Source organism: Nocardia sp. CA-151230, from assembly GCF_050942175.1.
Taxonomy (GTDB): Bacteria; Actinomycetota; Actinomycetes; order Mycobacteriales; family Mycobacteriaceae; genus Nocardia.
The window spans coordinates 49,310-68,855 of the sequence record NZ_CP192062.1 but is presented as its reverse complement, the minus strand read 5'-3'; the positions used below and the strand labels follow the sequence as shown (position 1 = coordinate 68,855).

The following is a 19,546-nucleotide window of genomic DNA, read 5'->3' as shown; positions in this document are numbered from 1 at the left end:
GGCCTACTCCTCGGCTGCCGGGCTAGGCGGCCAGCGGCGCTTGCGCGAAGCCCAGCGATGTCTGGGTCAGCGTGTCACCGTTGACGACCGACTTCGACGCGGAAAGCGCTGCGGACCACAGGAAATTGCCGGCAGTCGACGCATCCCACACGCTGATGTGAGTGATGGTTTCGGTAGCAGTCATCGACCAGGACGGGTTGGTGCCGGTCAGGGCGATCGCTCCCGATGAGGCGGCGCCGAACGTCGCCTGACTGCGGGTGGTAACGGCGCTGGCGTTCGCGGTGCCGGCCGAGCCCGGGTCGCCGGTGTGGAGCTTCACATACAGGCCCGCGGGCTGCGTCCATGCGGTGCCGCCACGCAGGTGGTCGAGAATCTTGTTGGCCAGGTTCGTCGTGTTGATTCCAGTAGCCACAGCTCAGTCCTCCTGGGTCTCGGTGGTTTCCGCGGAATCGGTGGTTCCGTCGGCATGGGTGACTTCCGCCTCGGCAGTGAGGAGGAATTCGAACGCAGCGGTCATGGCCTACCTGTTCTGTACGTCGAGGGTCATGGATCGGACATCGGTGCGGGACTCGGAGGTGACGACCTTGCAGCGCACCGTGTACGTGGCGCCTGCGGTCCCCTGGGACAGCCAGACAGTGACCGCAGTTCCGGCGTCGGTAATGTCGCTGGACTCCAGCGTCAGATCCGACGGGGAGATGGTGATGGTCTCGGTCTGGATGACTTCGCCGGGCTGCAGCCACGGCGGTGCGCCGGCGTGGTCCTGGCCGAACGTGAACTTGTAATCCAGTACTGCGAGTGGGTCTTTCACCTTCCGGGGGTACAACATCAGGCTGCGTCCTGGACGGTGATCTCGTAGCCGCCGAGCGACAGCAGCGCCCACCAGTAGGCACCCTCGATGCGCTCAACGGTGTCGGGTTCGTCGTGCAGGGTGAAGCTGCCCGGTCGCGACATCAGCGACAGCTCGGCGCACGCCCCGGATTCGGTCGCCGGGAACACCTCGGCCTTCGGGCGCACGAGCGCGCCGTATCCCGGCACTGCCACGACCGTCACGTAGCCATGGCCCTCGAACGGAGGGTCGATCGCGAAGCACCGTGCCGGTCCAGCGAAGCCACCGACCTCGGCGACTTGAATTGTGGCTGTAGCCATTTCGCTCCTCACTGTGCGATGTATTCGATGACGGTCACGCAGCCCGCCGCGCCGTTCGCATTCGAGCCGCCACCCCCAGCGGGGAACCCTCCGCCCGAGTCGTGGCCGCCGCCCCCGCCGGACTGGAGCACCTGCCAGAAAATCGGGGAAGTGCCGCCCGCAGGCACTAGACCGGACGCGCCGCCACCCACGCCCGCGCCAGATCCACCGCCGCCCCCACCACCTGCCAGCAGCCGCACCGGGCCCGAGGTGACCGACTCGCCCGGGATGCCTGCACCACCGCCGGAGCCGCCGCGCATGAATGACAGGCCGCCCTGGCCGCCGTTCGTGCCACCTTGCCCAGGCCGTGCGGTGACGAGGGTGCCGAACGAGGACGACCCGCCGTCTCCACCGGAGCTGCCGCCAGCGCCGACGGTGACCGTGATCGGTCCAGACCCCATATCGGTCGAGTGGATTCGTTCGCGGGTCACCGCAGCACCGCCTCCACCGCCGGTGGTGGAACTCCCTGCGCCCCCTCCGGCGCGGAGGATGACGTCGACACCGAGCACGAATCCCGATGAGGGGGTATAGGTTCCGCTCGAGGTGTAGACGATCGTATTGACATACATCTACGTCATGCGCTCCACGACAAATATGATCCCGTTGCCGCCCGCGCTGCCGGCGGTGTAAGAGATGCCACCGCCACCGCCGCCACCACCGCCACCACCGGCAGGGAAGGCGCCCGTGCCGCCGGTCGTGCTGCTGCTGCCTCCACCTCCACCGCCACCGCCGGTGGCGATGATCGAGGACGGTGCAGATCCGGCGCCACCAGGGGGAGTGCCTCCAGGTGAGATGCCGCCGATGCCGCCCGATGCGCCTGCAGCGAGCGATCCGCCACCGCCACCGCCACCGCCACCACCGCCGTGCAGGTCGTATGCGCTGGTGGAATTGCCTCCCGCAACGGAGGGGACATTGCCGGGGCCGTTGCCTCCCTTTCCTCCGTTGCCGCCGGGAATCATTCCGGCGCCGCCGATGCCGCCCGCGCCGCCGCCCTGGAGGAGGCCGAACAGGCCGCCCTGTCCGCCGCCCGCGGTGAGGAAGGAGCCGAAGGAGGTGTTGCCTCCACCGGTCCCGGCGGCGCCATGGCTGCCGCCCGCACCACCTCCGCCGCCCGCACCGATAGTGATGGAGATCGGGCTGAAAGCTCCACCGCTGGTGGGCAACAGCGACGCAGGGACGTTGAAGTGGATCTCGCCGCCGCCACCGCCGCCACCGCCGCCAGCGGAGTCATTGAGCTGAACCTCACCGTCTCCGCCGCCGCCGCCCGCTCCGGCGCCGATGATGATGACGTCAACCGAGAGGATGCCCGCGGTGGGCGTGTAGGTGTTGTTGCTGGTGAAGACGATCGCGTTGCCTTGCAGGATCAGCTGATTGAAGGCGTTGGTCAGCTGGGTGATCGAGTTGCTGTGGTTGTTGATGGTCGGCAGCGCCGCGACGTACGGGTCGTTGACGGTGCCGAAGATCGCTTCGAGCACCGACACGAATCCGCCGAGGATGCCCGCGAGGGCGCCCCCGACGAAGGAAATGATCATCGCGATCAGGCCGCCGCCGAGCCCCGAGAACTGCTGGGAAGAGAAGCTGTTCTGCAGGTTCTGGGTGATCGCGTCCTGCGTGTGAGTGGACTTGGCCGGGATCGAGCCATCCGTGCCCGTGAGTCCCCACGCGCCCGGCGATAGGTTCGATGATCCTCCCGGATTGCTCATCGCCGGGTGAACGTCCGCAGATCAGCTTGCAGCTGAGCGAGATTGAAGCCTTCCGGGCTGACGCCAGAGGTAAGCATCTCGGTGCTCAGGTAGCAGAGGGCTTCGTCGCAATACCGCCGGTAGAAGGCCGTGGTCATCTCCTGCACGCGGCCCCAGGTGACGACGCAGAAGTTGCCCGCGCGCCGGCCGACGACCGGAACGTAGTGACCGCCGACGATGGTCGCATTGCCATGGCGCACATCCCAGGGCTTGCCCGCGTTGAACTCGTCCTCCGCGTACGCCGGGACGCGCAAGCCGATACCGACCGCGCCGAAGATGTATGCGGCGGCTGCCAGCTCGTCGGGGTTGCCCGGGGTGAGCGCGACGTATGCGCCGACGCGATGCCGGTTGCCTGCGGAGTCGACGACACCGATGCGGCGCCGATAGGACGCGGCGACCTGCATGTCGGTGCCCTGGTCGGTGGACGGATCGGCGGGGTTGTAGCCGGTGACTGCGGAGTAGTCGGATTCGACTGCCTCGGTGTTGAACTCGATCGTGGTGTTGGCTTCGCGACCCCAGATCATCGTCTCGTGCGCGGCACCAGCCCACACGCAGTCGCCCACCTCGTCATTGCCGAGCATCTGGTAATCGGCGATCGCCCGCTCGTGTCCGAACTCGACCGGGATCTTCGGCAGCACAGCCGAATCCAGGTAGGTGCCGAGTTTGAGCTGGGTGGCGTTGATGCGGGCGGGAAGTTTTCCGAGCTTCATCAGGTCTCCCAAACAGATCAGGCCGCGGACAGCGGCGGGGGTTCAGGAACGTCGAAACCGGCGTCGCGGAGACGGCCGGCCATATTGGTGTCCCATTCGGTGTGGGCGACCATCGCTACCCGGCGAGCTGCCTCACGTTCTTCGGTAGCGCGTTTATGCGCGGCCAGCTCGGTGCGAACGGTGCCGAGTTCGTCTCTCAGGCCGGCTATCTCGTTGTGCAGCGGCTGTACGAGGCTGACCGCGACCGAGGACAGCACGGCGGCTTCGTCGGCCTTGGCCTTGCGGCGACCGAACAATCCGGTCGCCAAGCCGCCGATTCCGGCGCCCCCGACACCGGTGAGGACTTCGGACAGGGCGTCGAAGCTCACTGGCCGCCCGCCTGATTGGTTGGCTGGCTCACTGGGCTCACGGCGGACCTGATCAAGAGTCCGGCCACGATCGGCGAGAGCGCCGCATAGCAGGTGACGACCGAGTCGATCCAATCGACGTTGATCGCATGGCCGAGGATCAAGGCAATGATGCCGGTGACCGCTACCAGAGTGGAGCGGACCAGCGCGGGTTCAGGGATGCGGTTGCTGTTCACTTTCCGAGGTCCTTCCGTAGCTGAGCGACGGCGTCGACGAGGGTGAGAGGCTGGCCTTGTTCGTTATGGCCCAGCTGCGGCCAGGGGCTGAGCTGGCCGCGGATGTAGCGGATGCTGTCGAGCAGCTCGCGTTGCTCGTTGTCGTCGAGTGCCATGTCAGCTCCTGGGGTTGCAGGGTTGGGCGAGCGGGGTACGGCCAGCAGGGTGTCGAGGTCGGCGCGGGTGCCGCGGAATGCGTTGGCGTCCACGGAATGGCCGGCCACCATGGCGCCGTCGGTGAACTGGAGGATGTCGACGGCCTTGCCGCCGAAACCGTTCCAGAACGCCGAGTCATCGCCCGGGTACATAGCCGAGGCCGGGGCGGAAGGCGTAGTCACGTAGGAGGACTGGATCAGGCCGGGTGCCTGCGACAGGTCGGGCGAGCCGATCTGCTGCCAGTACCAGCGCGGGATGTAGGACAGGGCCACCTGGACGCCGCGCGCGTTGATCGCACGCACTACCGCCCAGAACACATCCATGCCACCGGAGTTCGCTTCGAAGTCGAGCATTGCGGCCGCGCCGTCGAGGTGGCGGACGAACACGTCGGCCTGGGAGTCGGGATCGCAGTCGCCGCGGACGTAGTGATATCCGGCCAGCGCGAGGCCGGCCGCCCGGGCGGCGTCGCGGTATGCGGGCCACGTGGAGTCGACGAAGTAGTCGCCCTCGCTGACCTTGCAGAACACGAAGTCGAAGCCCTCGGCCTTGACCTGCGCGAGGTCGATGTCGGAGCCGTTGTTGTTACTGATGTCGATGCCGTAGAGGGTCATTCGGCGTTCTCCTTTTGGGCGAGCTCGACCAGCCGGGCGAATTCAGGCGGGAGTGCCTTCTTCTGCAGCTCGGCTGCCTGCGCCTTTTGCTCAGGGGTCATGTCGGCGATGCTCTTTGCGAGCTTTGGATTAAGGGTTCCGAGCAGGGCTTCCGCTGTGGACTTCCACTTCTCAGCCTCGGCTTCCGGGTCTGCGTGCGCGGCGAGCCACTCGTCGTACTCATCGCGGTCGACGACCTTCGGTGTGTTGTACCAACCCGCTTCCGGATGGTCGCCGGGGATCAGCCATTTCGTCTGCAGCTCCGGGTGGTGCTTGAAGCCGAACTGCACCAGCAGCTCCGACTGCATCTCCCGGACGACGGGATATACGGGCACCGCACCCATCTGCGGGTTCGGGGACGGGAAGAAGGCGAGCGCCCAAGCCACGTGCTGCCGAGGGTCGTCCATATCCGCGGTGTCCTGGGTGACCACGCGGGTCATCGACGTGATATCCATTGCCTGCCTTCCGATGTCAGCTGAGGAGGTGGCTGCCGATGTTCGCCAGCGTCGCCAGGGCGAAGGAGATCTGCCGGTTCTGCCGCTCGGCCAACGTCATCGCGGCCTGCGCCATCCCGATCTGGGCCTTGTACTCGTGCGCCTGTCCAGCCGAGTAGTCCCAGGCGAGATTGAGCTCCTCGCACTGGTCGACGCGGATGGTGGAGGTGGCCACCTCGAATGTGGACCCAATCCGGTCGCCGGGCATGAACATGAGCCCAGGCAGGAACCGGCCGCCGCTCCCCAGGGACATGACATGCGCGGTCTGGGATTGGGTGGCCAGGAACGCGCCGCGGATAGCGACGACAGCACCCAAGCTCCAGGCGTTGTTCTCCGCGCCTTGCCCGAACACCTCCCAGAGGTGGACCCACCCCAAAGCGTGTGCGCGAGAATGGTTTTGCCATTCCAGCCACGCGAAGATCGTGCCGACCAGGAAAGGCATGACCACGTCAGCGATGATCGATCCGAGTCCGGAGAATCCGCCGAGGAGGAAGTAGCCGATCAGGGCTCCGATGCTCTCGATCGTCAATCGCGTGAGGTTGTCGGCGAGTGGGTTGTCGCCGCCGACGATGGCCCGCACCGCGGTGGCTGGCCCCCATGTCCATTCCGATGTGTCGATGGCGTTGTATTTGCTGTCGCGGATGACGATCCACGTGCGTGTCGGGTCACCGGGACCGATGTAGTCGGCGTCGAAGTAGGACGGCGGCCACGACTCGTCATCGCCAGCCACGATCTGAACGTCCTCGACGAAGCCGTCGCCGAACTGCTGAACGGTGCGCGCGAACCCGCCGGCCAGTCCTCCGCCGGTGGCCACGCCATCAGGCGAGTAGTAGCCGCTGGTATCGACGACCTCCAGGACAAGCGCGCCATTGGCGACATCAGGAACGCCTGGGATGTCAGAGGTTTCGCCATCGTCGGTGATTATTCGCCGATACCGCATGGTCAGCTGGGCGTCGTCGAGGGCGTTCTGGATGACCTGGTCCATGCGGTTCATGCGGGTCGCGAGCAGCGTCCACACGCTCGAGTCGTCCAGGTCGATCGGGTTGGCCTTGATCAGGACCTGCCAGCCGGACCAGTCGAAGACGCCGCCCCAGGAGCCGACCGCGAAGGGATCATCGGGGAGGGTCCAGAGATTGCCCTCGATGCGGATGATGTTGAGCAGGATCATCATCGAGATCGCCCACTTCGCGGGCCCGAAAATGGGCAGCACCCGCGGGAACTGGAAGATCGGGATGGGCAGCAGCGGATTCGGCGCACCCAGCATGAACTGCAGGTACTGCAGGTCGTCGATGAAGACGAGCTCGAGGTACCAGATGCCGGACTTCTTGACGGCCTTGAAGTACTTCATGATCCCCGACCAGCGGACCTTGCCGCTGTAGTGGTCGAGCGTGAGCACGACGTTCTTCTTCGCGTCGGGATCGTCGGGGATGTTGATGACCTGCCGGGCGAGGTAGTGGTCCATCCGGATCCGCAGAGTGCCGGTGTTGCCGAACTGGTTGCGCTTCCAGGTGAAGTCACCGCTCATGCTGTCGACTGCTTCGCCCATGAGTGCGAGGCCGGGGCTGCCGTCGGGTTTGTTGGTCCACAGCCGGGGTCGGGGCCGCGCGCGGCGCATCGCGATGAACTGGTCACGCCGCTGCTGGCAGGCCGTGTGGATCTGGTCGTGGGTCAGCATGGTCACAGCGACATCCCGAAGGGTCGCGAGTACCAGCGGTCGACCTCGATGGTCGCGGTCACGCCCGTGACTGCGCCTGTGACCGAGACCGTGGTGAGGAACGGCTCAGTGTTGGGAGCGACGGGGTAGATCATGTCGCGGCCAGAGGACCGCATCCATGGCCCGAGACCACCAGCGGCGGTGATCATGAACGGCTCGTTCGTATTGGTGTCGATCTCGACGTCCTCGCCTGCTTGCAGCGCGACCACCGGATACATGCGGTTGGTGTCCGCTCCCGGAGGCCGCTGGAAGTCGATCTCTTGGCCGAAGGAAGGATCCGGCAGCGTCCACTGTCCGGGGGCATTGAGCGTCCACCGTGGGAACACGGCGACGTCTCCGGGATTGCCGGGGTGCTGGAAGGCGCTGGTGGACCCGGAGGTTCCGCTCGGCAGCGACCAATCCGAGGTGACCGGATCGGCGGCCCAGTGAGGCTGCTCGCAGGCAGCGCTGACCATCAGCGAGTTCGCCTCGAAGTTGTGCGGATCGCGGCCCTCGAAATCGAGAGTCTCGAATGCCTTCGGGTCTTCCAGCAACCGCATGGTCAATCGCCGGACGCCGGAGCGGGTTTCGGCCTCGAGCTGGAAGGTGTCGTCCGGGTTTCCGAGGTCCTGGCGCACCTGGTCGGCGATGGCCAGCTCGTCCTCGGGATCGTCTCCAGCGATCACCAGGCCGAACAGCGGGTCCCTGCGCTTATACGAGAACCCTTGGTACTTCTGCATTCCGCCGCCGGCGGAGATCCAGTAGGTGACCGCGGGCGAGTCATAGAAGGCTTTCGGCTTCGGCATCAGCTCGACGCCTTCGCAGCCCGCGCCCGGACCGGAGATAGTCCAGACGCGGCCCGACTTCCCGATCAGCCGCAGCGCGAGGTAGTCGCTCACCGGACGGCCGCCAGCTGGCCCATGGACTTGATGTGCGCCTGCCGCTCGACCAGGTCGGCGAGGTCGCGCACGTCAGCGACGCGGGGCTCGTTGATGTGCGTGATGAACTGTGTCCCGCCGCCATTGGCCGCACTGTCACCGCGGTTGATGAGCTGGCTGGGGTCGATGTTCACCGGTGACCACCTCCCCTGATTGATGGCCTCGAGCGCGTCACCGTTGCGGGTGGCGTCGTAGGCGTTGACGATGAACTCATCCGGGCTGGCCCAGACCTTGGTGCCGTCGCCGCGGCCGCCGCCGGTGCCCGGGATCCAGCCGCCGTTGGCATAGCCGTGGCCCTGGCCCCAGACCGTGGTGGCGTCGCCGTACCGGGCCGCGGTGTAGTTGATCGATGCCGCGATGTTCGAGGCGCCGTCGAAGATGCCTCCACCAAACTGCGCACTCCTGTACGTGGCGTAGGTGGAGTCGAGCATCTGCATGAGGCCCTTGACGGTCTGAGTGCCGCCCTTGCCGTCCGAGTCGTGATCGTTGATCGCGTTCTTGTTGCCGCTGGACTCCGTCTCCATCTGCGACAGACCAGGTTCCAGCCACGAATCGGGCTTGCCGAGAGCTGCCAGGACCGATTTGAAGGTGGGGCGCCATGCCTCGACCGCTGCGGCGTGCGCGACCTTCCCGACGGTGGTGGTGTCGGCGGCCGGCACCTGGTCAGTCAAAGCCGGATCGCTCACGGGCGCATCGGATTGCGGAGTCGAGGTGGTTACCACGGTGGGCAGGTTCTGCGGCGTGTAGGAGTACCCGCCGGTGCCGTTGGCGTCCTTGTAGTGGTCGACGACGCTGTTGATGGCCTTGTTGTAGACGTTGTTCTCGCTGAAGATGCTGTTCTCCAGGCCGAGGCCGGACAGGATCGCGTCAGCGAAATAGCCTGCGGCCTTGGAGAAAATGCCCTTCAGTGACAGGCTGCTGTTGTCGTCCTTCTTCTGCGCCGACTCCAGCGTGTTCTGCGCCTTCTGGTACTTGAGGTCGGCTGCATGCTTGTCCGCGTCCGTCGAGGCCGGGTTGGCGTAGACAGCGTTGCGCTCGGAGTTGGCGGAATCGACCGCGGCCTTGTCCTCCTCGATCGAAATCTGCGTGTCGGACTTCTTCCCCGGCAACGCTGCCTGCGGGTTGGTGACCGTCGAGGTGTTGGTGTTGTAGACGGTCGAGCCCGGCGTCGACTGGCCCGGAACGTAGGCACCCGAGCCTCCTGCCGCGTCCATGACCAGATAGGAGCGGTTGGTGAACATGTTGTCGCTGGCACCGATCGCCTGGCCGCCGTACATGACTTTGCTTGTCGCGCCGCCACTCTCGACGTTCACACCGTTCGGCAGCGTGCCCGCAGTGTGACCGCCTGCGGCCATGTTCGGGTTGTTCACCCAACCAATCCGGAAGGTGCTGCTGTTGCCGACGCCGTCCTTGAAGCCGAGCGCGCTGAGGAACTCGCCTTCATTCGAGGTAGCCATACGCCCGGAATCGGGCTCCCGGCCGACGGCCTTGTTCGCCAGCTTCGACTGAGTGCCTGAGCAATCGAAGTCGCCACCATAAGGGGTGCCGTTGATCGACTGCGCGTACGAGATCAGGTCGGAGACATGCGAAGTCGTCGTGGCCTTGTTGGTGTCGGCCTGGGCGGTCTTGCCGGTCTGGTCGTCGGTCTTGTTGTTGTCGCCACCGATGACGCCGCCGTCCTCATGGCCGGGCAGCTGCCGGAACGTACCCGCGTTGATCTGGGCGAGCTCCGTGCCATACTTCTGCGAGGACTGCCGGTTGATCACCCACTCCCCGCCGTCCACCCGCGCGACCGGAACGCCGGCGCCGGTAACGGCGAGAATGCCATCGCGCTTCTCGGTACCCGGTCCCGTGGTGGGCAGCATGCCGCCGGTGGCGTTGGCGGGCACGCTCGGCTTCAGTACTCCCTGATCAGCCAGCGTTTGATGGAGAAGGACTGCTACCGGCGACGCATTGTCGGCCAGCTTCCAATCGATGTTGATCTTCTGCGTCTTGTCCGGCAGCTTCTTGTCCGCAAGCTCCTGCAGTTTCGCCAATGCATCCGCGGTATATGCGACGACGTGGATCTCGTCCGGCTTACCCGGGACCGGCTCCACCAGCTTGAGCCTGTCCAGCTCGTCGCGCGCTTCCTTCGTCAATGCCTTGACAGGGATCGTGACGCCATCCTTGTGCGTCTTCAGCTCCTCGTTGATCACGGTGAGCTGCTGAGTTACATCGCTGGCACCCTGCAGATGCGCGAGAATCTTGATGTCGTTGGGCAGGTAGCCGATGCCGGTCGCGAGATCCTTGATGGTTTGGACGTCCAGGCCGGTCGCCCGGGCGAGGTCTTCGAACTGGGTCTGGTTCTTGGCCAGGATCGGGTCAAGGTCATTGCCAGCGAGGGCGGCGTCGGCGGTGGCGTCGCGGATGGCCTTGAGGGTGTCGTAGAGCTTGCGGCCGTTCGCCGTTCCGGTGTCGATCTTGTTGCCGTCGAGTAGCTGCTGACCAGTGCCCTGGCTGGCGTCCCAGTTCTTGGTGAGGTCAACGGTCTGGCGGACCTGATCGTTGTAGCGGGCCAGCGCATCCTGTGCGTCGAGAGACTTACCCGACAGGACGTCGAGGGCGGTCTTCAGTGCGCTGAGGCGGTCCGCCCCTGACGCGGACGCGTCGGAGAGCGTCTTCACCGCGTCGGTGAGGCTGCTGAACCCTGGCGTGGTGTCGCGCGCCAGCTGACCGGCATGCGTCAGTTCGTCGCGGGTCTTCTCCAGCGCCGCAACGACATCCGAACCCGCGGCGCCGGTGTTCTTCAGCGCGTTGATCAGGTTGGTGTACGACTCCCCGCCGTTGGCGACGATGCCCCCGAGGTCGGAAACCTCGAGCTTCTGATCGCGCAGAACCTTCTGCAGGGTGCTGTTCTGGTCGATGGCGCGCTGGATCGAGTCGTATTTCTCGTTGTTGCTCTTGATGAAGTCCGCATGCCCATCGCTGGCCAGCGAATGCCAGAAACTCGACCAGCCCGAGTGCCCCGACTTCGCGACATCGGTGATGGACGCCAGGTTGGCTGTGGTGAGGCTGGACGCGGCTTCCTTGGCCTGGGTGGTGAGCGCGCCGCTGGAAGCTTCCAGCGATGCGCGGAAGGTGTCCTGCGCCTTGGCGCCCTTCACGACCGCATTCGCCAGTTCCTCTTGCACACGCCGTGTTTGGTCGGCGTCGGACTTGTAGGCGAGGAAGGCCGTCGTCGCGCCTGTGATCGCGATACCCCACGGGCCGCCGAGCGCGGACAGCAACCCCGATCCTGCGTTCCCGAGTGCCTGGGCCGCGGTACGAATGCCATTGGCGGCAGGGGTCAGTCCGGTGGCCGCCAGTGCGCCCGCAGTCCGGCTGAAGGTCGTCGCGGTGGCTGCCGTGTCGAGGAAGGTTTGCTGCATACGGGCAACGACGGGAATATGAGTTCCCAACTGCTGTACCGCGCTACCGAAGCGGCCGAGCGCTACCGAGCCGACGCCCGCCACATTGGCTACGCCGCCACTGGCGCTGACGACACCGGCGACACCGCTGCGGAAGGTGTTGAAAGCACCTGTGGCGTCGGTTCGCAGTGCCGTGAACAAGGTGGAAGCACCAGTGCCCAGCGTCGTGAACGCCGAGGTTGCACCGGTGCGCAAGGCCGTGAATGCGCTTGTGAGTGCGCCGTTGACTGTGTCAGACGTCCGCCGCCACGTGCTCAACGCGCTGTTGGTGTCCTGGATCTGAGAACGAAGTCCGGAAAAGACCGGGGAGAGCGTCTTGAAGGCCAGGTAGGCGACGACCGCATCCCGAACGAGTGCGGGGTGCGCGCTGAGCAGGTCCGCGGCCACCTTCAGGAATGGTGTCGCGATCCCACTCCAGACCTGGAACCCCTGGTAGACACCAGACAGCAACGCCGGCAGATCTGCCAGAATGGGCTTGATGCGATCCAGGTCAGCACGCGCCTCGGCAAAGAACGCCCGCAGCTTGTCCTGTCCCTCAGCGCCTTTCAGGAATGATGCGAAGTCCTGGGACGCCTGCCGAAACGACTTGCTGACGCCATCAGCATCGGCCGCCCGGAAGACCGAGGCGACGATCGAGCCCGCGTCCTTAAGGATTCCAAAGAACGTCTTACCGGCGTCGATACCCTCCTGAATCCAGGTCTTCAGCGATCCCGTCGCGGCGCCGACCTGGACCCGGTTGTTGAAGTCGGTAGCGAAGCGCGCGAAGTTCTCGCCCATTTTCGGCAGGAAGTCGGTGCCGATCGTGATGAGCTTGGTGAGGGCGTCGGTGAGCGGGGCCGCGCCCTTGGCGGCGTTCTGGAAGCCGAGTGCCACGTTCGCGAGCGAGGTCTTGAAATCGGCCTTGTTCGTCTCGCTCGACAGGCTGGCCAGGGTGGCGCGGAGCCCAGAGTTGATGGCGGTGTTGATGCCGACCATGCCGGTCTTGAGGCCGGGTAGCTGCTGCTTGACCAGGGTCGTGATCGACGCACCCAGCCCGTTGGTGAGCGCGTCCTGGCTGGTCTGTTGCGCATCATTCCAGGCCGGCCCAAGCGCGCGGATATCGTTGACCAGTTCCTTCGCGTTCGGCGACAGCTTCGCCATCGCCTTGGCCAGGGCCTGCTCGCTGCTGCTGCCCAGCGACTGCTCCCGGATCGCCTTAGCCAGGTCCTGCTCGGCCTTGACCTGATCATGGGTGGCCGAGAGGACCTTTTCCTTTGCGGCAGTGACCTTGTCGGAGCCCTCGATGCCCTTGGCGTTCGCCTCGGCGGTGTCCTGCGAGAGGTCGCTGGTCTTCTCCTGCTGCTCCTTGAGCCGCTGAACAGCCTGCCGGTAAGACAGGTCCGCGCGATGGCGGGTCTCCGCGTCAGCAGACGGGTCGTGCTGGACCTTGGCGAGATTCTTGGCGGCCTCGGCGACGCTGATCGAGGCGTCCTCGGTCGACAGCTTCTGGTCTTCGAGCTGGTCGTTGAGGTCGCGCAGCTCCCGGCCGGCGTCCTTGTAACTGTTGGTGAGGTCCTTCTGCGCGGCCGTCGCGGCACGGTCCGCCTGCTCGACCCCGTACTGGGCTTCGGCGACCGCGTTGGCCTTGTCGATCGCGTCGTTGGCGTTGCCGGTGGAGTTGTTGGACTGCTCCGTGGCCGCCTTGAAAGCGCCGGTGATGCCGCGGGCGCCGACAGCGACCGATCCGAGTCCGGCCAAACCGCCGAACCCGACCGCGGGGAGCAATGCCAGGGCATGCGAGGCCTTGGCCGCGGCACCAGCGATCGCGAGCAGATCGGCGACAACACCCGCGGCACCAACGACGCCGACCACCTTGGCCTGCAAGGTGAGGACCGACTTCAAGTCGCTCGACAGCTTGCTAGCAGCGGACTTCGCGCCGGACCCGTTGATGCTAGGCGTGATGGTGGATCCTCGGCCGGCTTCCCGGCGCAGGGCTTCGATCTCGGCGCGCGCGGCCGCAGTGTCCGCGTCGATCCGCATGCTCGCGTTACGGCTGGCCTCGCGGCGAAGCGCGTCAACCTCGGCGCGGGCGGTCTCGGTGGCGGCTTCCATCCGCATCGAGACGTTCTCGCCTGCGGCTCTGCGGAAGTTCTCAACCTCGGCCCGGGCTGCGGCGGTGTCGATGCCCATACGGATATCGACCTTGAAGTCCATAGCCTCGAGCTCGGACTTGACCTTCTTGACGAATCCGTCAAAGGACGGCTTGATCTTGATCGCCGCGGATCCCGCATCGTAGCTAGGAATTTGCTACACCTCCCCCGGTTCACGTTGTGCCGCATGGGATTCCAGATAGTCCGCAGCCGCCCTAAGGCGAGAAGGATCGTCGAGCATGAGGCCCAGCGCTTTGTTGCATCGACCGCACAGCAGCGCTCTGACACGACCAGTCGAGTGATCGTGATCGATAGCCAGTTCACGGATCTGGCCGCCGGGATGGACCTCGGTTTCGAAGCATCCGCAAATACCACAGCGGTTGTCCTGCGCGACGCGCATTGCGAGGTAGGCGTCATATGACAGCCCCAGCTTGCGGCGTTTTGCCTGTGTACGCCGCTCATGATCCGACGCAGACCACCGTGCTGCGGTACAGCTCCGACAATGCGCCACACGACCGTTGCGCCTGTCGGCAGCCCTAGCAAACTCATAGATGTGCTTGGTTTCACCGCACTGCTGGCAGAGCTTGACGCTCAAATAGCAGGTGTCGCACAGCCACGGCGTTTTGCCGTTGTAGCGGTTGTGATTGCTGACGACGCAGTCCGACTCGCAATGGCTGCAGGTCCGGATCCGAATGAGTCCGGTGATGTCGATCCGGCATGCCCGGCACATGCCTTGGACGCCGTTCTTCGTTCCGGATGCCCGGTCGAAGTCGGAGAACAGCTTGGCGCGCTTGCACTTGTTGCACCAGCAGAACCACTCGCGGCATGGCTCACAGATCCGCCGACGCTGGAGGTGGTTGCCCTGAAGCTTGATTCGCTCGAAATCCTTGTCGCAGACCTGGCAATGGAAATCGAGCAGCACGGGCAACCTCCTCTCAGGCGGATAGCTGTGGGGTGAGGTCGACGTGCTGCGGGCTGAATGTGGCGACGAGCTTGTTCATGGCCGCCTGCCGCTTCTGCTGGGAGAGGATGTCCGCGCCCGTGAGCGGCCGCGGAAGCATCGACGCGCGAGGGTCTTTCGCGATCTGCGCGATGATCAGGTCGCAGATGTTGAACAAGGCGTGGATCTCGGCGCTGAACCCGAATGCCGTCGGATTCTTGGCCTTCGGCAGCTTCGCTGCTTCCTCGGCAAGCTGGGGATCGACCAGCAGCGCGGAATGACATGCGCTGCCGACAATTCGGCAGCATCGTTTGTAGTGACGGTGGAACTGGCTCCACGGTCGAAGGCCGCGAATCCAGTCATAGGCGTCGACGCCGAGGATGTCTTGGAAATCTCCGTCGATGTCATCCCACCGCTCGTCTATGAGTCGGAGGATTCCTCGGATTTTCCCGGCGCCTGCTCGACGCCGAGGCCGAAGAGATGGCGGTTGATGTCCCGGGTGAATGCATGCCACACCGCGTACGGCTGGTCTTCAAACAGGGCGATGACCGCGTCGTATTGCTCGCCGAAGATGATGCGTTCGGCAGCTGTTTCGTTCTCGGCTGTCTCGATCTCGATGAATTGCCGGCGAGTCAGCGGGGAAATCGTGATGTCTTCGGTGAGGACATACGGCTTCGGGACATCGATTTCCTGCTGGAGATCATAGAACCGGCCGATCGGGGCCTTTTCGACCTTATCGGCAACCTGCGGCCTGGCGGCCGTCTTGCGTTCAACCATGAGTTTGCCTCCCCGGCAACATGTCCCCGGCAGGTTGGAAGCCGCCCGCGCCCGCCGGGGAGGTCCAGGGCGCGGACGGCGCATGGTGCGCTACGAGACGGTGACCGCGCAGGTGCCGGTGAACGTCTTGTAGGTGGCGGTGATGGTCGCCGAACCGGTCGCGACCGCGGTGACGAGACCCGTCGAGGACACGGTGGCCTTTGAGGTCGCCGAGGACGAGTAGGTCGCCAGGGCGGTGACGTTGCGGCCGTTGTTGTCGGTCACGGTCAGCTGCTGGGTGGCGGCCGCGGCCTTGGTGGTGGTCGACGGCGACACGGTGATGCCGGTGACCGGCGGATAGAACCCGGCGGCCGAGGCCAGCGGCTGGAATCCGGCACCGGCGTAGGTGATTCGGGTCGCGTAGCCGAGGGTCTTGTGCTTGAGGAACTGCATGGTGACCGGGTACATCGCGATGCCGTCATCGTTATAGGTGACGTCGCCCGACTTGCTGAGGGTTGCGCGACCGGAGTCGATGATGGTGTAGATCTCGGCACCGGCTTCACCGTCGACGCCGATCATGACCAGCGAGTACTCGACGTTGAACGCGGTCTCGGAGATGACCAGATGCACCTCACCGGTGGTGGCGCTCGCGCTGACGTCGGAGAAGTCCTGACCCCAGTACGCGCCCGCGGTGACCATCGAGGTCTGCTGCATCGTGAAGTCGACGGTGGTGTCGCGGGACTTGCGGATGATGCGGGTCGCGGTCTGCTCGCCGTAGGTGTCGACCGGGGTGCTGTTGATCGCGGTGGCGAGCTTGGTTCCGGCCTTCTTGTCGAGGTTGCCGACGGGGACGTAGGCGGCGGACAGGGGCAGGATCAGCCCGGAGCTGTCGGTGTAGTCGGTCGGGATCGCAGTGTTCTTCGGAGCCAGGTAGATGGCCCAGTCGAGTACGGCGATCTCGAGATCCGGGTTGCCCTGACGGACGTCGGTGGCGAAATCGGTCATGACGGGTCCTCCTTCAGAGGGTCGCCCGGGGTGCGGGCATCACAGGGGTGGGTGACGCACGCCCCGGACGTGCGCAGAGGGAAAGCTGTTGATCAGGAGAGGGATTCGCGGACTTTGGCGTAGTCCGGCAGGCCTCGCGGTTTGCGGCAGATCACGCGGTAGGTGAGAGGTACGAGCCGGTCGTCGGGGTTGAGCTCGGGCATCAGCTGCGGGCCGATGAGTTCCTCGATGCAGTCGACGAGCGTCTTCGATCCGTCCTCACGGATCACCGTGCCGCCGCGGTAGTAGGACAGGAGCCATTGCCTGCAGAACTCGGCCAGTTCCCATGACTCCGCGCGGGTTTCGGCGATGGTGGCGACCTGAACCGATGCGGGATCGGCCATCACGCCTGCTGCTGCGGCGCCGCCGCCACGGAAGACGCGCACCAACGGCAGGTGTGATGCGTAGTCGTCTGGCAGCCAGGAGACGGCCTGCGGTCTCCGCGGCTGCCCGTTGTCGAGGACAGGTTGGCCGGCGCTGGTGAGGACGTCGACCGTGTTCAGGATTGGCTGCAGGGCATCCATGACGACCAGTTCCCGATCCGGGAAGCCGCCCTTCCACCAGTCGGGGAACCGCAGACTCACAGCGCCCCCATCAGATTGAGGATCTTGTTGAGGTCGTGCGCGCCCTTGGAGACCTCGTTGAACACCTGCCGGGCGGTGTCGGCGGTGCGCCGCGGCGCACTGAGCCGATCCCCGGTGACACCGAATTCGTGGCTGGCCGCGTAATAGGCGGTCGAGCTACCGATCTCCATGAATCCGACCCACCGGCCGTCCTCGATGCCGGTGGAAACGCGAGCCGACTTCGCGAGCTCGCCGGTCCGCTTCGCGACGACACCGCGGTAGAGGGCCTGGTACAGCTCGGCCACCTCGAAAACCAGTGCGCGGCAGGTAGGTCCGACGAGGAACTGGGTGATGAACGGGTTCGGCATGGCCGGCACGTTGACGTCTTCCATCACGCGACCCTCTCCGCGAGCACCACGGTGCCGGGCTCCCAACTTGTCAGCGGGGAGTGCCAGTTGTGGGGCTTGCCGACAACCCGGGACCAGACGGTGTCACCGGGGAGTTGGATGTGGGCGCCTGCGGCGATGGGGTCACCGGCGGGGAAGAACAGCCGGTACTCGCTGATCGTCGTGTTTCTGCGTTCGGTGTCGGATCGTGTGGACATCAACTCGATTCCGACGCCATCGACCGCGCGCGGGGCGGGGTCCGATATCGGGTCGCCGGTCCGGTCGATGGCCGGGGCATCTTTGACCATGACGGTCTCACCAGACGGGAAATACACCGGGTGCCTGATCCGCTCGCCACGGCGCGACTGTCGCGACGCCGAGGTTGGCTCGCTTGGTGCGCTGCCGGATGGTCGACAGCTCTTCGTCGGTGAAGCTGATCGCCCCTGACGCCGTGGTCGATGAGTAGGCGGTCGAGAAGGGCCCTGCGGTTTGCTGCGTCACCCCTGACGGGTTGCGGAACAACCGCAGAACCTTCTCAACCACAAGATGTTTCACCCGCGAGAACCGCGCCGGATCCGACACCGATGTCAGCGAGGAAAGCGATGGCACGAGCCCGATCAAGCGTGCTTCGACAGCGTCGATCTTCGCTTCAGTCCATGCCTGCCGAGTCGAGGGTATGACGCCCTCGAACTCGGCTTGCACGTCGGAGAACTGCGCGAAGGTTCCCATCAGGCGAGCCCGGCGTTCTCCATGGCCGCGATGATGTCGTCCCGCTTCCACTCCTCGGCCACGGCGACGCCACGGTGTTCGGCATAGTCGGCCCATGCCTGGCGGGTGGCGCCCGGTCCGGCCTTGGCCGGTGCGGCATCGGGATCGGTGACGGTTTCCTGGGCGTCGTCGCCTTCTCCGTCGGTGGGTGGTTCGTCCCACACGTTCGGGTTGGTGATGCGGGCGACAGCCCAGGCGGGCACCTCGTCGCCGGCCTCGAAGACGGCGTGACTGTGGTCGTCCTTGAGCACGTGGACGGTGGTGTTGAGGCGCGCCATGGCTAGCTCACCGTTCCGACCATCAGGTAGCGCGGCTGCTGGATGACGGGCATGCCGACCGCGTCCACGTAGGTGAATTCGCGGTACGGGGGGCCGTCGCGGTCGACCACGGCGACGATGCCGGGGGCGTCCTCGAACGCCATGTCCACGGCGTTGGAGCGCATCAGCTCGAGCGCGGTCGCCGACACACCCCAGGCGGTGAATCCGAGGTCGCTCGGGTTCGGGGGCAGGAATACGACCTTGTTGCCGGGGATGCAGTTGGTGGTGGTGCCGTCCACGTCGACCTTGGTGTCGTACACGAACTGGATGTCGGGCAGACCCAGGCTCATGAGCACGGTGGACAGCTGCTGCTGGGTGATGACGTCCACGGTGCCGATCAGGGTCGCGAAGTACTGGCGCACTTCGGCGTTGCGCTGCAGCAGGTGCAGGGTGGCGCGGTTGAGGATCATCGATCCGGGCGCGAAACCGTTGACCGCGACGTAGGAGTCGACCCACGACAGCATGTCGGTGATGGGCTTGGAGTTGGTGATATCCGACCACAGGGTGGACGGTGCGACGAAGTTGCCGCCCGGGACGCCATAGTCGGCGGTCTGGGTGATGCCACCTTCCGCGGCGAGCGCGAACGTGCCCGAGGACAGCACGTTGCCGCGCGCGAGCTCCATGCGGGCCTGTACCTCGCGGGTCAGGTTCGTCGCGTCGTTGTAGATCGCCTCCACCAGCGCGGCCCGGTTGGTGCCTGCGGTGCGCGCGAACTCCAGGTTCAGCCGCTCGAGCTCACCGACACTGATCGAGGACGACAGTGCGGGCATCTTCACCTGCTTGTCGGTGAAGGTGTCGCGCTCGGAGACGTGCAGCCGCGCATCGTAGGCACGGAACCGTGCGGTCCGGTTGACCCGGGTCAGCTCGGTGAACACCACGTCGTTGCGGGTGAAGTACCGGTCCGGAAGGATCTGGTTCAGCATGAACGTGGCCGGGACCGGCACCTGGCGAACGAAAGTCACCAGCGCGTCCGGCAGAACGGGACCATCGAGAACGAAAGTCATTTC

23 protein-coding genes are annotated in these 19,546 nt (G+C 65.4%); all 23 read right to left on the bottom strand.

The features are described from left to right. Positions 1–22: 22 nt before the first annotated feature. Complete coding sequence (locus ACQP1O_RS43310; RefSeq protein WP_433568076.1) at positions 23–412, bottom strand: phage tail fiber protein; 390 nt, start codon at positions 410–412, stop codon at positions 23–25. A gap of 108 nt (positions 413–520) precedes the next feature. After that, a complete protein-coding gene (locus ACQP1O_RS43305; RefSeq protein WP_433568075.1) occupies positions 521–808 on the bottom strand; it encodes a hypothetical protein in 288 nt (95 codons plus the stop codon). Positions 809–825: 17 nt separating this feature from the next. Then, positions 826–1,146: a hypothetical protein gene (locus tag ACQP1O_RS43300; RefSeq protein ID WP_433568074.1), complete on the bottom strand. Its 321-nt coding sequence runs from the start codon at positions 1,144–1,146 to the stop codon at positions 826–828. An 8-nt stretch (positions 1,147–1,154) separates the two neighbouring features. Further along, complete coding sequence (locus tag ACQP1O_RS43295; RefSeq protein WP_433568073.1) at positions 1,155–1,754, bottom strand: hypothetical protein; 600 nt, start codon at positions 1,752–1,754, stop codon at positions 1,155–1,157. Then, positions 1,755–2,888 carry a hypothetical protein gene (locus tag ACQP1O_RS43290; protein ID WP_433568072.1) on the bottom strand — a complete coding sequence of 378 codons (1,134 nt, stop codon included), beginning with the start codon at positions 2,886–2,888 and terminating at the stop codon, positions 1,755–1,757. Next, positions 2,885–3,637, bottom strand: coding sequence for a hypothetical protein (locus ACQP1O_RS43285; protein ID WP_433568071.1), 753 nt, complete (start codon positions 3,635–3,637; stop codon positions 2,885–2,887). Before ACQP1O_RS43285 ends, ACQP1O_RS43290 begins: the two co-directional genes overlap by 4 nt. A gap of 17 nt (positions 3,638–3,654) precedes the next feature. Continuing rightward, on the bottom strand, positions 3,655–4,005 hold the full coding sequence (locus tag ACQP1O_RS43280; protein ID WP_433568070.1) for a hypothetical protein: 351 nt from the start codon (positions 4,003–4,005) through the stop codon (positions 3,655–3,657). Continuing rightward, the gene (locus ACQP1O_RS43275; RefSeq protein ID WP_433568069.1) at positions 4,002–4,220 is read right to left on the bottom strand and encodes a hypothetical protein; all 219 of its coding nucleotides are present in this window, start codon (positions 4,218–4,220) and stop codon (positions 4,002–4,004) included. The genes ACQP1O_RS43280 and ACQP1O_RS43275 overlap by 4 nt, the downstream gene beginning before the upstream one ends. Then, positions 4,217–5,026 (bottom strand): glycoside hydrolase family 25 protein, encoded by an 810-nt coding sequence (locus ACQP1O_RS43270; protein ID WP_433568068.1) that lies wholly within the window; start codon positions 5,024–5,026, stop codon positions 4,217–4,219. Before ACQP1O_RS43270 ends, ACQP1O_RS43275 begins: the two co-directional genes overlap by 4 nt. Further along, a complete protein-coding gene (locus ACQP1O_RS43265; RefSeq protein ID WP_433568067.1) occupies positions 5,023–5,520 on the bottom strand; it encodes a phage gene 29 protein family protein in 498 nt (165 codons plus the stop codon). The genes ACQP1O_RS43270 and ACQP1O_RS43265 overlap by 4 nt, the downstream gene beginning before the upstream one ends. 16 nt (positions 5,521–5,536) lie before the next feature. Continuing rightward, complete coding sequence (locus tag ACQP1O_RS43260; RefSeq protein WP_433568066.1) at positions 5,537–7,240, bottom strand: hypothetical protein; 1,704 nt, start codon at positions 7,238–7,240, stop codon at positions 5,537–5,539. Then, the gene (locus ACQP1O_RS43255) at positions 7,237–8,151 is read right to left on the bottom strand and encodes a hypothetical protein (protein WP_433568065.1); all 915 of its coding nucleotides are present in this window, start codon (positions 8,149–8,151) and stop codon (positions 7,237–7,239) included. Before ACQP1O_RS43255 ends, ACQP1O_RS43260 begins: the two co-directional genes overlap by 4 nt. Continuing rightward, positions 8,148–13,829, bottom strand: coding sequence for a hypothetical protein (locus ACQP1O_RS43250; protein ID WP_433568064.1), 5,682 nt, complete (start codon positions 13,827–13,829; stop codon positions 8,148–8,150). The genes ACQP1O_RS43255 and ACQP1O_RS43250 overlap by 4 nt, the downstream gene beginning before the upstream one ends. Positions 13,830–13,922: 93 nt before the next feature. After that, positions 13,923–14,687 (bottom strand): endonuclease VII domain-containing protein, encoded by a 765-nt coding sequence (locus tag ACQP1O_RS43245; RefSeq protein ID WP_433568063.1) that lies wholly within the window; start codon positions 14,685–14,687, stop codon positions 13,923–13,925. Positions 14,688–14,700: 13 nt separating this feature from the next. Continuing rightward, the gene (locus tag ACQP1O_RS43240; protein ID WP_433568062.1) at positions 14,701–15,219 is read right to left on the bottom strand and encodes a hypothetical protein; all 519 of its coding nucleotides are present in this window, start codon (positions 15,217–15,219) and stop codon (positions 14,701–14,703) included. Next, positions 15,126–15,482, bottom strand: a complete 357-nt coding sequence (locus tag ACQP1O_RS43235) for a hypothetical protein (protein WP_433568061.1) — start codon at positions 15,480–15,482, stop codon at positions 15,126–15,128. Before ACQP1O_RS43235 ends, ACQP1O_RS43240 begins: the two co-directional genes overlap by 94 nt. A gap of 90 nt (positions 15,483–15,572) precedes the next feature. Next, a complete protein-coding gene (locus ACQP1O_RS43230) occupies positions 15,573–16,466 on the bottom strand; it encodes an Ig-like domain-containing protein (protein ID WP_433568060.1) in 894 nt (297 codons plus the stop codon). Positions 16,467–16,558: 92 nt separating this feature from the next. Continuing rightward, positions 16,559–17,089 (bottom strand): hypothetical protein, encoded by a 531-nt coding sequence (locus tag ACQP1O_RS43225; RefSeq protein ID WP_433568059.1) that lies wholly within the window; start codon positions 17,087–17,089, stop codon positions 16,559–16,561. Then, positions 17,086–17,460: a hypothetical protein gene (locus ACQP1O_RS43220; RefSeq protein WP_433568058.1), complete on the bottom strand. Its 375-nt coding sequence runs from the start codon at positions 17,458–17,460 to the stop codon at positions 17,086–17,088. The genes ACQP1O_RS43225 and ACQP1O_RS43220 overlap by 4 nt, the downstream gene beginning before the upstream one ends. After that, a complete protein-coding gene (locus ACQP1O_RS43215) occupies positions 17,460–17,762 on the bottom strand; it encodes a hypothetical protein (RefSeq protein WP_433568057.1) in 303 nt (100 codons plus the stop codon). Before ACQP1O_RS43215 ends, ACQP1O_RS43220 begins: the two co-directional genes overlap by 1 nt. A gap of 7 nt (positions 17,763–17,769) precedes the next feature. Further along, positions 17,770–18,183, bottom strand: coding sequence for a hypothetical protein (locus ACQP1O_RS43210; protein WP_433568056.1), 414 nt, complete (start codon positions 18,181–18,183; stop codon positions 17,770–17,772). Further along, positions 18,183–18,500 carry a hypothetical protein gene (locus tag ACQP1O_RS43205; RefSeq protein ID WP_433568055.1) on the bottom strand — a complete coding sequence of 106 codons (318 nt, stop codon included), beginning with the start codon at positions 18,498–18,500 and terminating at the stop codon, positions 18,183–18,185. Before ACQP1O_RS43205 ends, ACQP1O_RS43210 begins: the two co-directional genes overlap by 1 nt. Positions 18,501–18,502: 2 nt before the next feature. Further along, a complete protein-coding gene (locus ACQP1O_RS43200; protein WP_433568054.1) occupies positions 18,503–19,543 on the bottom strand; it encodes a major capsid protein in 1,041 nt (346 codons plus the stop codon). Positions 19,544–19,546: the final 3 nt, after the last annotated feature.